The organism is Alteromonas portus, from assembly GCF_005117025.1.
Lineage (GTDB): Bacteria > Pseudomonadota > Gammaproteobacteria > Enterobacterales > Alteromonadaceae > Alteromonas > Alteromonas portus.
Window position 1 is genome coordinate 242,381 of record NZ_SWCO01000001.1, and the last position, 14,221, is coordinate 256,601.

Genomic DNA, 14,221 nt, shown 5'->3' on the forward strand with positions numbered 1-14,221 from the left:
CTTATGATTGAAAGAAAGGCTAAGCGCAAGCATTTAACTCAAAAGTGCTACTTATGAGCAGAACTCTAAGCAGAATTTATGCGCATAGCCAATCCCGAATTTTAAAAAACGCAGTGGTTACCACTTGTAGGTGAATTCTACAAAACCGTTTCTTGGGTTTCCGGGGAAGTGACCTGTGCGCTCAATAAAGCCTGATTCTGCATACTCTTTATCAAATAGGTTATCTATTCTAAATAGTACGTTGTAGTTGTCTACTTCCCAAGTTATCGACGCATCTGCAATGAAATATGACTTCACCTTCTGACCTGACAGGCTCAGTTGGTCGTCAACATAGTTTCCACCAAAGGCAAAGGCAAGATCCCACTCAGGTATTTGGTAACGCGTCCAGAAACCAAACTGATTCTGAGGCGCATTAGCGAAGCGGTCGCCAACACTATTGCTAATACCGCCACCGCCATTATCTGCAGTGATTCTTGCGTCGTTGTAGCCATAAGCTACGCTCAAGATCCAATTTGGTGTTATGTCAGTGATAACCTCAACTTCGAATCCGTCACTGGTCACCTCACCCACGGGCGCGACATTATCAATGCCGTCGCCTTCAGGATCTTCGCCGGTAGACTGAAGGAGATTTTGCCTAGTGATTTGATACACAGCCAATCGCAGTAAGGTGGTTTCATCGAACAACTCTGCATTCACACCACCTTCAATAATATCTCCGGTAGTTGGTTCAAATGGTCCGCCCGCCTCAATTTGCTGATTACTTACCGACTGTGGTTCGTATGAATCAGCCCATTGACCATAAAGTGAAATATTAGCGTTAATTTTATAAATACCACCAACCCTGAAGCTTACGTTTGAATCGTCGAAAATGGCACTAGACGTTTCATCTTCAAACTGGTCGTAGCGTAAACCAGCAACAAAGGTAAACTGCTCCCAAGCAAGTTCATTCAGTATATAGGCACCGTTTCGCGTCTGCTTGGTTGTGCTCAATGGACTGAATTGCACATTGTAGTTTTCAGGCTGCGTTATACCGTAGTTAGGGTTAGTAAGCGTTAGTGGAATGATATCTGATTCAAGTGAAGTCCCGCTTAGATAACGAAGAACGAAATCTTGCTGAAAAGCCGCAGCACCTAAAAGTGCGTCCTCTTTTCCTTTATAAAGGTCAATGCCGAATGCCGTTCTATGGTCTGCACCCAACCACTCACCTGAATATACAAAGTTGGCGCCAAAGCTAAGTTGCTCCTGTTCGCGTAGTTGATCCCTAAATTCACGGCCAACAAGGTCTATGCTCCCATCTCCATCGCTATCAATAAGAGCACGTGGCTCATGGTAGTTCTGCTCTTGTTCATTATCTATGTAGCGCAAACGTGTATCGTAGCTGATTGAATCACTCAGCTGTCCCTCTAGAGAAAGTTGAACAGAGTCAGAACGCAAGTTTAGAAAATCACTGGCTTCATTATGGTTCCAATCTATATCTGTGAGAAAGTTACCACTGTCGTCAACGGGCACGCCGCGCAGTCGGTTAGCGCCTAAATCTTGTGAGTAATGGGTGTATTGAAGCGTTAGTAGGTGGCCTTGAAGGTCGTATGTATAGCCAGAATCGAAGATAAATACTTCACTGTCGCTGTTGTCTCGATAAGTATCTTGCTGCTCATAAAAAACACCTGCACGGGCGTTTTGGTCGTCATTAATTGCCCCATTTATTTCTGCTGAGCCTCCAAAGCGAGCATGCGAACCAGCAATTATTCTAGCGTTGGCGTCGAATTCTGACGTAGGTTTTTTTGTGACGTAGTTGAACAAGCCACCTGGCGCTCCCGGCCCATAGAGCATGCCGGCAGGGCCCTTTAAAAAGTCGACGCGCTCAATATTAAATAGTTGAGGTACGTTAAATCCTACATAAGGGTCTCCGCGTAAGCCATCGAAGAAGATTTCCTCTTGCCTGAAACCCCTGGCGGTTACACCGGCATAGCTAAATTGGCTAACGCCAGCAATGTTACGATAAATATCTTTTGCATTGCGTGCACCCTGATCGCGTATCAAGCTTTCGTTGATTGTAGTGATTTGTTGGGTCGAATTAAGTGGGTCAACACTTAACTTACCTGTAGATGAATTACCATTGCGATATAGATTGATTGCTCTACTAGTCACTACTACACGCTCTACTTGGTCAGATTTCGCGGGTGATATTTCACGTGTATCCGAAGGAGTTTCAATGTCTTGTGATAAAGCAGGGGAGGTCAACGAAGCAGCTATTAACGCGGCTAAATATTTCATTGCAAAAAATCCAAGTGTTGTGTGAAAAAAGGAGCGTGATAAAAAAGCCAATACTTTAGTATAAATGATAACAGTTTTTATTATCGTTCATCTATAGCTGTATGCCATTTGTCGTGTTGTAATCAATATCAGTAAGCGAGAGTTATGGTGTGCAGCAACGCAGATAGATAGGTGTCAATTCGCAAGGTAGTAAATTAGACCAATGTAGATGGAAACTTCATTATTTTGGCGTATGGTTATAGAGTAGGTTTGATTTACGACAAAGCAATGTAGATCCATTCTGCCTGAGATCTGAGTATAAAATTAACAGATTGGAAAGGTGTGTCGCTGGTGGTAAATCATGACACTTACCAAGGAGTTGGACTGAATTGGGCGTAACCGTTTTATGAAAAAAGTACTGTATTCAACACTGGGGCTGTTTTTAACGCTTCTTGGTATCATAGGCGCGTTTTTACCTGTAATGCCAACCACGGTATTTTTGATAGGAGCGCTTTTTTGTTTTACCAAATCTTCACCGCGCCTTGAGAACTGGTTACTTCACCATCCCAAATACGGTCCTAGTCTTGTTGCGTGGCGCAAACACGGTGCAATATCGAAAAAGGTGAAATGCATAGCGTGCTGCAGCATGTTAGTAAGCTTTATTCTTGTTTGCCTTTTTGCGTCAATGCCCATTCCCGCTTACTTAGGCATAGGTCTATTTATGGGAATAGGCGCATACTTTGTTGTTACGCGCCCCAGTATTCCTGCCGTATAATTTCTCTATGTTAATTTACTTACCTTCGGCAGTAGCGCACAGCTTATTCAAACTGCAACGCCTGCGAAGTTTTCTATGTTTCCCGACAAGATTTCGGGCGGTATAGAAAAGTGTCCTAAGTGGTTTAGCTGAGTGCCGGTTTCGCGCTCAAAATGTTTGCAATTTATACATGCGGATAAACGAAGCCTATAAAAAGAACTTTGGAATTAAAAAGGGTATACGCCAGTAAAAGAATACCAGCGAATATAAAGGGGGATTCTTTGAACGTATGATTTCACAAGGCGAATTTGTGTGAGCTTAATGGCAGACTATGATGTAATGGACGTCCTACATACAATGGATTTTATGGACGGTCATGCCAGCGACATTTTTCAGACCCTCGCTTTACCTCTTAGCGTTAACTGCATTTTATTCTTCCTCTTCTGTGTTACACGCCCATGAAGACAAACATAGCGAACACGATGCTCACGAGGAAAAAAGCGTCGAAAAGATAGTAGTTCAGGCTACCCGTTCAGGCCGTATTGCAGACGACCAACCTGTTCGCGTTGAGTTGATTAACAGAGAAGAAATTCAAGAAAAAGCCGCGATGCGACCAGGTAACATTTCAATGCTGGTTGCCGAGACTGGCGGTGTCAGAATGCAAACCACATCACCTGCCTTAGGCAGTGCCAACATTCGCCTTCAAGGCCTCTATGGTCGTTATACTCAGCTTCTTTCTGATGGGTTACCTCTTTACGGTAACCAGTCCGCATCAATAGGCTTACTTCAAATTCCCCCTACAGATTTAGGTCGGGTTGAAATTATCAAAGGTTCTGCATCATCACTTTACGGTGGCTCAGCGCTTGGTGGTGTTATCAACCTTGTCTCTCGTCGCCCGAAAGATGAGTTTGAAGGCGAAGCGTTGGTGAATTTCACTACTCGTGACGGGCAAGATTTCACAACCTATATGGCCACGCCTTTTAGCGACAGCGTAAGCGGCTCAGTAACAGCAGGCGCGCATCATCAAAGTGAGAAAGATCTCGATGACGACGGCTGGGCCGATTTAGCGGGTTATGAGCGCTACACGGTGAGACCGCGTATTTTCTGGGAAGGAGATGAGGGCGAGCGCCTTTATTTCACAACTGGTTATATGACGGAAAACCGCCAAGGTGGCACCGTAAGCGACGCAACTGTAGGAGCCGGAGAAAATGCCGTCTCTTTTATTCGTGGGCTAGAGTCAGAGCGCATTGACAGTGGTCTTGTGTTCGAAAAGCCCCTTGGCGATACACTTACCCTTAATTCACGCTTTTCAGCAATGTCGCAAGAACATACGCATCAGTTCGGCAATGAGTTATCAGGCTTAGAAAGTGATCAACACGAAAGTTACCTCGCTGAAACTAGTTTGGCTGGGTACACGGAAAAGAGTGATTGGTTGGTGGGAGTTGCCTATCAATCTAATATTTACGAGTCGGATACGTTTGCGTCTTTTGATTACAGCTACGAGGTTCCGGGTATCTTCACCCAGGTGGATTATCAAATAAGCGATGAATTCACAACATCAGCGAGTGCGAGGCTAGACGATCACAGTGAATACGGTACTCAATTTAGCCCACGAGTATCGTTTTTATATCGCCCTGGTGATGTCACCATAAGAGGTTCTTATGGAGAGGGCTATTTCGCCCCTACGCCGTTTGTTGAGGAAATTGAGGCGGCAGGGTTATCACGCTTACTTCCTGTAGAAGGGCTAAAAGAAGAGCAGGCGCAAACCGCATCTTTAGATATTACTTATCGTTTTGATGATATTGAAACCAGTCTTACCCTATTCGGCTCTAACGTTGATAACGTGACTCGCTTAGAAACTGTAGAAACGAGCGACGGGACACCGCCTACAAACGTACGCTTAGTAAACGCAGAAGGTGAATCGAAAATTAGAGGTTCTGAAGTTTTACTTCGCTATTATTGGGAAGACCTGAAGCTCACAGCGAGCTACCTATACTTAGACGCCACAGAAGAAGTTCCCAATGCTAGCGGTAGGCGAGAGCTCGCACTAACCCCACAGCATTCTGCTGGCTTTGTCGCAATGTGGGAGCAGCACGGCAAGTTTATGCTAGGTTTTGAGGCGTACTATACTGGCGTTCAGCGAGTAGACGACAATCCATACATTACCCATACCAAGCCTTATTGGCATTTAGGCTTGCTAGGGCAAATAACGAGGGGCCGCTACAGCTGGTTTTTAAATTTAGAAAACCTTCTTGATGTTCAACAAACCGACGAGCATCCATTATTATTACAGTCACAGGCACCAAGTGGACGTTGGACAACCGACATTTGGTCACGCAACGATGGCTTTATTGCCAATGCAGGTGTGCGCATTAAATTTGGTGGATAGGAAGTAAACAAGACGCTGGCAGTCGGTAAAGATTGCAGAAAAAGCGACAAAGCCAAGCCTCTAAAGCGGCATTGATTAAGCAGCATTAATTAAATGGCTTGGGTTAAGTGAAGGTGGAAAGTTAATGACAACGTCCACCTTAACTTATCAAGCTGCTATGTAAACTAAGCTTTAGAGTCTAGCTTTTCTTGAAGCGCAGCAATCTCTTCTCTGCGTTTTTTATCTGCTAGTGGGCGATTGGCTTTTTCAGGCGCGTTTTGAGCGCGAGTTAAAAAGGCTTGTGCTTCTTTGTATTCACCTTCATCGAAAAGGTACTCTGCATAGAAAAAGTTCTGGTCCATACCATGCGGACTGATTTCTAGTGCGCGCTTAAACAGTTTTTCAGCTTTCTTGTCACTACCGAAGCTGACAGGCCAGCCAGGCACTTTATGATAGAGCGCAGCTAAAACGGTTAACGCCGTGCCGTCTAGCACCGTTTCTTCTTTTTCAATGGCGCGTTCTAAATTTTCCTTCGCACTTTCAGCAAAGTCTAGGGCACCTAAACCACCTTTTGCACTAGCGGTGCTGGATTGAGAGATAGCCAGCCAGGTCAAAGCCTCAGCACTATTATCTGTCTGATTAGCTAGCGTTTTTGCTTGCTCAATAAGTTCTGAGAACGCATTAAGTTGCGCGTCGCCCTCTAATTGATAGTTGACGGTCGCCCACTGTTGTTGAAGCTTAAGTAGTTCGTCGGGTGAGGCCGCTACTGGAGCGATAAGTGCCGCTGATGCTAATCCTGCGATAATAAGGGAGGAAAGTTGTTTTTTTATTGTCATGAAAATCCCAGATAAAAGAGTTTAATTAAATAAAGAGTATGACCATTTGAGCGTGGCCACTACATGTAAAGAAAGGCTGCATTTAATACTGACGTTAATTCAACTCATTGAGGCCAGCCCCGATTTGCTTGCACCGTTTCTTAGAGGGAAGGGCATTACTGATTGGCATGTCCGTTAGTGCGAGCTGCATAAAAATCGAAGCTAAAAAGTGAGTTCTTTTCATTTGAGTTATTAGAAGAATTGAATGAAGCGGAGGTACAGTACCTTAACTCAGTTTCTATGTCATCGGCAGATGATGGAATTTTATCCATATTTTTTGTTCTTAGGGGTTCGCATTTCCTTCAATTCCTGTATAATTCGCGCCCTGCCCAGTTACGCCCACCTTTGGGAAGGTGGAAGAATCAGCCGGCTCGAAGGGGTCATTGTGTTGATTTTAAGGTGATTTCTGGTGTTCAGAAATCAGTAACGACGATATTATTCGGGTGAATTTGAAAATGAAAACTTTTGTTGCTAAGCCAGAAACGGTACAACGTGACTGGTATGTGGTAGACGCCACAGACAAAACTCTAGGCCGTTTGGCTTCTGAAATCGCACTACGCCTTCGTGGTAAGCACAAGCCAGAGTACACACCTCACGTGGACACTGGTGATTACATCGTAGTAATCAATGCTGAGAAAGTTGCGGTAACAGGCCGTAAAGCGCAAGACAAAATGTACTATGCGCACTCTGGTTACCCAGGTGGTCTTAAAGAGACAAACTTTGAAAAACTAATTGCTCACAAACCAGAAATGGTTATTGAAAAAGCAGTTAAAGGCATGTTGCCAAAAGGCCCTCTAGGTCGCGCAATGTTCCGTAAAATGAAAGTTTACGCAGGTGCAGAGCACAAGCACACCGCACAGCAACCACAAGTTTTGGACATTTAAGGAGCTATTAACATGGCAGATACTCAATACTACGGCACAGGCCGCCGCAAAAGTTCTACTGCTCGTGTGTTCCTACGTCCAGGCACAGGTAGCATTAAAGTAAACCAACGCGCTCTTGACGAGTACTTTGGTCGTGAAACAGAGTGCATGGTTGTTCGTCAGCCACTTGAACTTGTTGAAATGACTGAAAAGTTTGACGTATACATCACTGTTAAAGGTGGTGGTTCTAACGGTCAAGCGGGTGCAATCCGTCACGGTCTTACTCGTGCTCTTATGGAGTATGATGAAGCACTACGTCCAGCACTTCGTAAAGCTGGCTTCGTTACTCGTGACGCACGTCGCGTTGAACGTAAGAAAGTTGGTCTACACAAAGCGCGTAAGCGTCCACAATTCTCAAAGCGTTAATTTTTACGTTTTTTGTATTGCAAAAACCCGGCTTATGCCGGGTTTTTTATTGCTTTTTCTCTATTACAAGTTGTCTGCGTCCCACATTCAGTAAAGTCTTCGAGCCTCTATAATTCATAACAAAGGTTTAATTTGTGCGGGTTATCTTACCAAATATTCTTCAAAACCTTGATTTTAGGCCTTTCCCTCACTAAACCTAAACACACTAATTGAATTAAATTATCGCTTAAATATCAGTAAAACCTTGTGTTTATAAGGGCTTTTCTTTTATCATTTGCGGTCGAAAATTTTGAAAACTTTCGTGACCTCGTAAACCAGTAAATTTTTACTGTTACGTTGCTGTCATGACAAGCCATATGATGCATGACACAAGCGTGATAAAACCAGTATAAGCTTGGGTTACACATCATAATTATCCAAACCTGGAGAAATGTGGATGAGCAATGTATCTGTAGATGCAACAGAGTCTGCACACAATGAAAACCAGCCAGAAAACAACACTCGTCGTCGGTTCTTGACCGTTGCCACGTCGGTAGTTGGTGGTGTAGGTGTCGTTGGTGCTGCTGTGCCTTTTATTGCGTCCTGGAATCCAAGCGCCAAAGCGAAAGCAGCCGGTGCTGACGTTGAAGTAGATATCAGCGGGATTGAGCCTGGACAGTTAGTACGTGTGATGTGGCGAAGCAAGCCTGTGTGGATTGTACGTCGTACGCCTGAAATTCTTGAAGAATTAGGCACGCACGAAGATAAGCTGAAAGATCCTAACTCTGAAGCTGAGCAGCAGCCTGCCTTTGCTCAAAACCGTTTCCGTTCGATGAAAGAAGAATACCTGATTCTAGTGGGTATCTGTACGCACCTAGGTTGCTCTCCACAGCATCTTAAAGACGGTGCATTTGAAGAAGTGGTTGAAGGCGTTCCAGATGGATTCTTCTGCCCGTGCCACGGTTCGAAATTCGACATGGCTGGACGTGTATTCCAAAACGTTCCTGCACCTTTGAACCTGGTTGTACCGCCATATCAATTCGTTGATGACAATAACATCATCATCGGTTCAGAAGCGGAGGCCGTGTAATATGAATGCTTTCCTAGGTTGGATTGAAGAACGCATCCCAATGATGCGCGTTGCGAATATGCACGCTCTTCAATATCCTGCTCCAAAGAACATGAACTTCTGGTATGTGTTCGGTTTTCTAGCAACTATTGTTTTGGTAAACCAAATTGTTACTGGTATTTGGTTGACCATGAACTTCGTTCCATCTTCAGAAGGCGCATTTGCTTCTGTTGAATACATCATGCGTGAGATCGACTACGGTTGGATCATTCGTTACATGCACAGTACTGGCGCATCAGCGTTCTTTATTGTGGTATATCTACACATGTTCCGTGGCATGATCTACGGCTCTTACCAGAAGCCTCGTGAGCTTCTATGGGTGTTTGGTATGTTTATTTACCTAGCGCTTATGGCAGAAGCTTTCATGGGTTACGTTCTACCTTGGGGACAAATGTCTTACTGGGGTGCGCAGGTAATTGTATCACTATTTGGTGCTATTCCTGTTGTTGGTCCTGACCTTGTTATCTGGCTACAGGGTGACTACGTTATCTCTGGCGCAACGCTAAACCGTTTCTTCGCATTACACGTTATTGCGTTGCCGTTGGTTATTGTTATTCTTGTATTTCTTCATATCATCGCACTTCACGAAGTGGGTTCTAACAACCCAGATGGTATTGCGATTAAGCACAAGAAAGGTTCACTACCTGAGTCTGAAAAGACGAAGTATGAAATTCATGAATACTACACAAGCAAGTACGACATTGCTGATGACGTATTGCCGTTCTTCCCACACATCGTACTTAAAGACCTTGTGGCATTCTGTATATTCTTAGCACTATTTACTTATGTGTTGTTCTTTGCCCCGGAAATGGGCGGTAAATTCCTAGAGCACCCTAACTTTGAAATTGCTAACCCTCTTAAAACACCTGAGCATATCTTCCCTGTTTGGTACTTCACACCGTTCTACGCAGTACTAAAAGCGGTTCCTGATAAGCTATTCGGTGTACTAGCGATGTTTGGTGCAATTGCTGCGCTATTTGCGCTGCCTTGGTTAGACCGTGGTCGCGTTAAGTCATGGCGCTATCGTTGTGGCCTACACAAAGTAAACCTTATCGTGTTTGCAATTGTGTTTATCTTCCTAGGTTACCTAGGTGGTACACCACAAGAAAACTGGAAAATTATTGCGTCGCAAGTTGCAACGGTAATGTACTTCGGTTTCTTCGTAGCACTGTTCTTGTACAGCAAAAACGAAAACACTAAACCTGTGCCAGAGAGGATTTCTAAATGAAAAAAATGATGTGCTTTTTAGCCTTCTTCCTACCTGGCGTAGCGCTTGCGGCAGGCGGAAATGTACACCTAGATAAAGCGCCTATCGATTTAACCGATAAGGCGTCTTTACAGCGCGGTGCACAGTTGTTCATGAACTACTGCTTAGGCTGTCACTCAATGAAGTATCAGCGCTATCAGCGTTCATTCCAAGACTTGGGTATTCCTGACGAACTAGGTCAAGAATACCTGCAGTTTACGGGTGAAAAAGTGTCTGACTACATCACCCGTGCAATGCCTGAAGAAGCCGCTGCTGGCTGGTTTGGTGCTGCTCCACCAGATTTAACGCTAGTGGCGCGTGTTCGTGGCGAAGACTGGATTTACACTTACCTGCGCTCTTTCTATGTTGACGAAAGCCGCCCGTTTGGTGTGAACAATACAGTATTCCCAGAAGTAGGTATGCCACACGTACTTCAACCACTTCAAGGTACGCCAACGCGTACCTATGAAGAGCAAATGGTTGATGGCGAAATGGTTAAGCGTTATGTAGGCATTAAGTCAGATGGTACTGGCGCAATGTCTCCTGACGAGTACGACCAAGCTGTTGCCGATATCGTGAACTTCCTAGAGTACACAGGTGAGCCTTCAAAGCTTGAATCTCACAAAATCGGTAAGTGGGTACTTATCTTTATCGCAGTATTGTTTGTATTTGTTTACTTACTGAAGAAAGAATACTGGCGAGAAGTGCACTAATCGCACAGATTTATGTATAATATGAAAAGGGGGCTTCTCGCCCCCTTTTTTTGGTATTTACTCGTGCTACCTGAAAATCCTTAAAATAGGGTCTTCAGGTGGCACGAGTTAACGTAATAAGCTTACCGTTTGTAAGCGTAAACTTGTTTCTCGACGGAGGAAATTGAATGGCCGTAGCCGCGAATAAACGTTCTATTATGACGTTGTTCTCTGACACAATTGATATTTATAGCCACCAGGTGCGCATTGTGTTGGCAGAAAAAGGTGTGGGTGTTGAAATCAGCTACACAGATCCTAGCAACTTGTCTGAAGATCTGTTGGAGCTTAACCCTTACGGTACTGTTCCAACTCTAGTTGATCGCGAACTTGTACTTTACAAGTCGCACATCATCATGGAATACCTTGATGAGCGCTTCCCTCATCCACCACTTATGCCGGTTTACCCAGTATCACGTGGTCAAAGTCGTCTTATGATGCACCGCATCGAGCAAGACTGGTACTCGCTTGCTGCCCGTATTTTCCGTGGCGAAGGTGACGTAGAAGCAGCACGTAATGAGCTGCGTGAAGCTTTGCTATCACTTGCGCCTGTATTTGGTGAAATGCCTTACTTTATGAGCGAAGAGTTCAGCTTAGTTGATTGCTACCTTGCTCCGCTATTATGGCGTTTACCTGCATTAGGTATTGAACTAAACGGTGCTGGCAGCAAAGAAATTAACGCTTACATGAACCGCATTTTCTCTCGTAGTTCATTTAAAGCGTCTTTGACCGACCAAGAGCGTGAGATCCACAATCCGCTATGACATCTATGACGTCAAACCAGCCCTATTTGCTTAGGGCTTTTTATGAGTGGATTGTTGATAACGACTTAACGCCATACATTGTGGTAGATGCAACCAACGAGTTGGTTGAAGTGCCGCAGGAATTCGTTAAAGATGGTCAGATCGTTTTAAACGTATCGCCGAGCGCGTGTGTTAACTTTTCTCTTGATTTAGATGGCTTATCGTTTCAAGCGCGTTTCTCTGGGCAACCTAGAAGATTAAGTATGCCTTGTGAAGCGATAATGGCGATTTATGCAAGAGAGAATGGTGCCGGTACGGTATTCGCTACTGAAGAAGATATGGCTCGTGCGCAGCAAGACAGTGCGGACACATCTGATAATGCACCTCAACCTAGCGGTCCAACGTCGCTTGAAGATGCAGATGCTAGCGATGTAAAAGATGCTCCTGTGCCTCCTAAAAAGGGCAAGCCTAGCTTAAAGGTCATTAAGTAGTCACAATATACTGGCTTTAGATTTTTTTAATTTAAAGTCAGTTTATCGTTACATTCTCGTTATACTTTCCGGATAAATTTAATCCAGTATTTCCTTCGAGGTTTATCAACAAGAAGGAAAACCAATGCTTAATGTAAAATCAAAATTAACTAAACTTGCACTTGGCGCTGCTGTAATGGGTGTGTCAGGATACTCTCAAGCTGTTGATTTAGAAGTCTCAGTTCAAAACCTTACTCAAGGTATTTATTTCGCACCACTACTTGTGACGGCCCATAGCCCAGACCAGAGCTTATTTGAGCTGGGTGAAGAAGCTTCAGCTGAAATTCAAGCTATGGCAGAAGGTGGGGATATTTCAGGGCTAGAAGCGATTGCTGACGCAATATCTGCTAACACTTCTGCGAATCCCAATGAGGGCCCATTAGGTCCTGCTGAAAGCACTACCGCAATGGTTTACCCTGATGAAGGCAACACAGTGCTAAGCATAGTCGGTATGATTGTACCTAGTAATGATGGTTTTATTGGCCTAGATAATTGGACTATCCCTGAAGAACCTGGAACATACACACTCTACTTGAATGGCTATGACGCTGGTACTGAAGTTAACGACGAAGTGCGAGGCAGCGGCATGCCTGGTGAACCAGGTCTTGGTGTACCTCCTTTCTTAGAAGACAAAGTAGGCTTCAACGCAACAGGCGTTACATCTACACTTTCAAATAACTATATTCATGTCCACCCTGGCTCATTAGGAGATGACGATTTAGAAGGCGGCGTGAGCGATCTCGACAATGCAGTATTTCGCTGGTTAAACCCTGTAGCTAAAGTGACAATTGTAGTTACTGAATAATTGGGGGTTTTATGAAACGATTTAATAAATCAGTCTATTCAATAGCATTAGCAGCTGTGGCAATTTCACTTACTGCATGTTCTGATAACGACAACGATCCCGTTGAAGAAATTGTTGAAGTCGAGCCAGTGCCTGTGGTGTCAACCTATGAAGTAAGTGTAGTTAACCTAACAGCGGGTCAGCCTGCTTCACCAATTGCAGTTGCATTACACGGCAGTGACGTGGCTTTATGGTCAGTGGGTGAGTCTTCGTCTGATGGTCTAGCGCTTCTTGCAGAATCTGGTGATAACACTGAATTTTTAGCTAATGAAAACTTGTTAGTAACCGCGTCGGCAGAAGGCCCAACGCCTCCGGGTGAAAGTGTTGTCGTATCTATTTCTATTGAAGATAACGATATGAGTGCTATGACGGTTGCATCTATGCTAGGCAATACTAATGATGCATTTACCGGCTTTACTGGCATGGACTTGTCAACATTAGAAGTGGGCGATTCTGTAACGCACTATACCCATGCATATGATGCTGGCACAGAAGCGAATACAGAGTCAGCGGAGGATGTACCTGGTCCAGCAGCGGGCGGTGAAGGACCAAGTGAAGGTCGTGAAGCTCACGACTTTGTTACTCTTCACCCTGGTGTTGTAACCCTCGAAGGTGGTTTATCATCGTCAGTGCTAACTAACGATCAGCGCTTTGATAACCCAGTATTGAAAATTTCTGTAACAAGAATGGAATAATTTTGATACCGCTCCGGTCTGGTGTTAATAGACCCTAAAGGAGCGGATCATGATTCTCATTTTTCACAGCACAAATCAATACGAAAGTTCGATAACGCAGTGCTTGAACGAGCACTGCTATCTTTACGACGCAGTTTCAAATTTCAACTCTGCCATTTCGCTTTTATCTTCTCACAGCTATTCCTTACTTATCATAGAGTGCCTTGGTACAGCCACGGACATAGAAAACCTACAAACGATTTCTGAAAATTTTCCTGATATCTGGATCATGACTGTAGGTCAAAATATTCAGGACAGAGTGGGCGCAGATTTATTAGATGCCGGTGCTGACGACTTTCTGCCTAGAGATTTCAACGAGCGCCTATTTATTTCCCGTGTTAGAGCGCACATGCGCAGGTGTATACCCCAAGAAATTAAGAAAGATAAGCACATAGAAATTGGCCCGCTTTCAATAAACATTTCATACCATACTATTGCTGTAAATGGAGAGCGTATAGATCTCACCGCAAGGGAGTTTTCTTTACTTGAGTATTTCTGTCGTCACCCCAACCAGGTTTTTTCTAGAAACCAGTTGCTAAGCGCAGTATGGGGCTACAATCATGAGGGCTATGAACACACTGTAAACACCCACATCAACCGACTAAGAACAAAATTAGAAAGCGTTACAAGTATCGACAACGGTGGGCAGTTACTTAAAACAGTGTGGGGCGTAGGTTACAAACTTAATGTAGAAGCATTCACTACTAAAGCATTGAGCGCCTGATCAC

Annotated in this window: 14 protein-coding genes; 12 read left to right on the top strand and 2 right to left on the bottom strand. The window is 44.3% G+C overall.

All coding sequences use genetic code 11. The features are described from left to right. Positions 1-117 precede the first annotated feature (117 nt). Positions 118-2,274: a TonB-dependent siderophore receptor gene (locus E5672_RS00980; protein WP_136780535.1), complete on the bottom strand. Its 2,157-nt coding sequence runs from the start codon at positions 2,272-2,274 to the stop codon at positions 118-120. 385 nt (positions 2,275-2,659) lie between these two features. Here E5672_RS00980 and E5672_RS00985 point away from each other — a divergent pair, with 385 nt between their 5' ends. Together E5672_RS00985 and E5672_RS00990 are read left to right on the top strand one after the other, a co-directional pair. Then, positions 2,660-3,028: a YbaN family protein gene (locus E5672_RS00985; RefSeq protein ID WP_136780536.1), complete on the top strand. Its 369-nt coding sequence runs from the start codon at positions 2,660-2,662 to the stop codon at positions 3,026-3,028. Between the two features lie 355 nt (positions 3,029-3,383). Then, positions 3,384-5,396, top strand: a complete 2,013-nt coding sequence (locus E5672_RS00990; RefSeq protein WP_136780537.1) for a TonB-dependent receptor plug domain-containing protein — start codon at positions 3,384-3,386, stop codon at positions 5,394-5,396. A gap of 164 nt (positions 5,397-5,560) precedes the next feature. Here E5672_RS00990 and E5672_RS00995 read toward each other — a convergent pair whose 3' ends face one another. Then, entirely contained in the window at positions 5,561-6,211 is a 651-nt protein-coding gene (locus E5672_RS00995) for a tetratricopeptide repeat protein (RefSeq protein ID WP_136780538.1), read from the bottom strand. 494 nt (positions 6,212-6,705) lie between these two features. Between E5672_RS00995 and rplM the strand changes: the two genes are divergently transcribed. The 10 genes from rplM (at position 6,706) to E5672_RS01045 (ending at position 14,217) form a co-directional block, all read left to right on the top strand. Continuing rightward, positions 6,706-7,134, top strand: a complete 429-nt coding sequence (gene rplM / locus E5672_RS01000; RefSeq protein WP_014948329.1) for a 50S ribosomal protein L13 — start codon at positions 6,706-6,708, stop codon at positions 7,132-7,134. Positions 7,135-7,146: 12 nt separating this feature from the next. After that, positions 7,147-7,539, top strand: coding sequence for a 30S ribosomal protein S9 (rpsI, locus tag E5672_RS01005; protein ID WP_014948330.1), 393 nt, complete (start codon positions 7,147-7,149; stop codon positions 7,537-7,539). Positions 7,540-7,975: 436 nt separating this feature from the next. After that, a complete protein-coding gene (gene petA / locus E5672_RS01010) occupies positions 7,976-8,608 on the top strand; it encodes a ubiquinol-cytochrome c reductase iron-sulfur subunit (protein ID WP_049586157.1) in 633 nt (210 codons plus the stop codon). A 1-nt stretch (position 8,609) separates the two neighbouring features. After that, positions 8,610-9,875: a cytochrome b gene (locus E5672_RS01015; RefSeq protein WP_136780539.1), complete on the top strand. Its 1,266-nt coding sequence runs from the start codon at positions 8,610-8,612 to the stop codon at positions 9,873-9,875. Next, positions 9,872-10,606, top strand: coding sequence for a cytochrome c1 (locus E5672_RS01020; RefSeq protein ID WP_014948333.1), 735 nt, complete (start codon positions 9,872-9,874; stop codon positions 10,604-10,606). The genes E5672_RS01015 and E5672_RS01020 overlap by 4 nt, the downstream gene beginning before the upstream one ends. A 167-nt stretch (positions 10,607-10,773) precedes the next feature. Beyond that, complete coding sequence (gene sspA / locus E5672_RS01025) at positions 10,774-11,406, top strand: stringent starvation protein SspA (protein WP_012517332.1); 633 nt, start codon at positions 10,774-10,776, stop codon at positions 11,404-11,406. Continuing rightward, complete coding sequence (locus tag E5672_RS01030; RefSeq protein ID WP_136780540.1) at positions 11,403-11,876, top strand: ClpXP protease specificity-enhancing factor; 474 nt, start codon at positions 11,403-11,405, stop codon at positions 11,874-11,876. The genes sspA and E5672_RS01030 overlap by 4 nt, the downstream gene beginning before the upstream one ends. Before the next feature lie 124 nt (positions 11,877-12,000). After that, entirely contained in the window at positions 12,001-12,720 is a 720-nt protein-coding gene (locus E5672_RS01035; protein ID WP_205676464.1) for a spondin domain-containing protein, read from the top strand. Between the two features lie 11 nt (positions 12,721-12,731). Continuing rightward, positions 12,732-13,454, top strand: coding sequence for a spondin domain-containing protein (locus E5672_RS01040; RefSeq protein WP_136780541.1), 723 nt, complete (start codon positions 12,732-12,734; stop codon positions 13,452-13,454). A 49-nt stretch (positions 13,455-13,503) separates the two neighbouring features. Continuing rightward, the gene (locus E5672_RS01045; protein ID WP_136780542.1) at positions 13,504-14,217 is read left to right on the top strand and encodes a response regulator transcription factor; all 714 of its coding nucleotides are present in this window, start codon (positions 13,504-13,506) and stop codon (positions 14,215-14,217) included. Positions 14,218-14,221: the final 4 nt, after the last annotated feature.

What these genes read in the sequence shown, in the direction of transcription:
- E5672_RS00980 (WP_136780535.1), bottom strand. Translation starts at nt 2,274, where the DNA reads ATGAAATATTTAGCCGCGTTAATAGCTGCTTCGTTGACCTCCCCTGCT.
- E5672_RS00985 (WP_136780536.1), top strand. Translation starts at nt 2,660, where the DNA reads ATGAAAAAAGTACTGTATTCAACACTGGGGCTGTTTTTAACGCTTCTT.
- E5672_RS00990 (WP_136780537.1), top strand. Translation starts at nt 3,384, where the DNA reads ATGCCAGCGACATTTTTCAGACCCTCGCTTTACCTCTTAGCGTTAACT.
- E5672_RS00995 (WP_136780538.1), bottom strand. Translation starts at nt 6,211, where the DNA reads ATGACAATAAAAAAACAACTTTCCTCCCTTATTATCGCAGGATTAGCA.
- rplM (WP_014948329.1), top strand. Translation starts at nt 6,706, where the DNA reads ATGAAAACTTTTGTTGCTAAGCCAGAAACGGTACAACGTGACTGGTAT.
- rpsI (WP_014948330.1), top strand. Translation starts at nt 7,147, where the DNA reads ATGGCAGATACTCAATACTACGGCACAGGCCGCCGCAAAAGTTCTACT.
- petA (WP_049586157.1), top strand. Translation starts at nt 7,976, where the DNA reads ATGAGCAATGTATCTGTAGATGCAACAGAGTCTGCACACAATGAAAAC.
- E5672_RS01015 (WP_136780539.1), top strand. Translation starts at nt 8,610, where the DNA reads ATGAATGCTTTCCTAGGTTGGATTGAAGAACGCATCCCAATGATGCGC.
- E5672_RS01020 (WP_014948333.1), top strand. Translation starts at nt 9,872, where the DNA reads ATGAAAAAAATGATGTGCTTTTTAGCCTTCTTCCTACCTGGCGTAGCG.
- sspA (WP_012517332.1), top strand. Translation starts at nt 10,774, where the DNA reads ATGGCCGTAGCCGCGAATAAACGTTCTATTATGACGTTGTTCTCTGAC.
- E5672_RS01030 (WP_136780540.1), top strand. Translation starts at nt 11,403, where the DNA reads ATGACATCTATGACGTCAAACCAGCCCTATTTGCTTAGGGCTTTTTAT.
- E5672_RS01035 (WP_205676464.1), top strand. Translation starts at nt 12,001, where the DNA reads ATGCTTAATGTAAAATCAAAATTAACTAAACTTGCACTTGGCGCTGCT.
- E5672_RS01040 (WP_136780541.1), top strand. Translation starts at nt 12,732, where the DNA reads ATGAAACGATTTAATAAATCAGTCTATTCAATAGCATTAGCAGCTGTG.
- E5672_RS01045 (WP_136780542.1), top strand. Translation starts at nt 13,504, where the DNA reads ATGATTCTCATTTTTCACAGCACAAATCAATACGAAAGTTCGATAACG.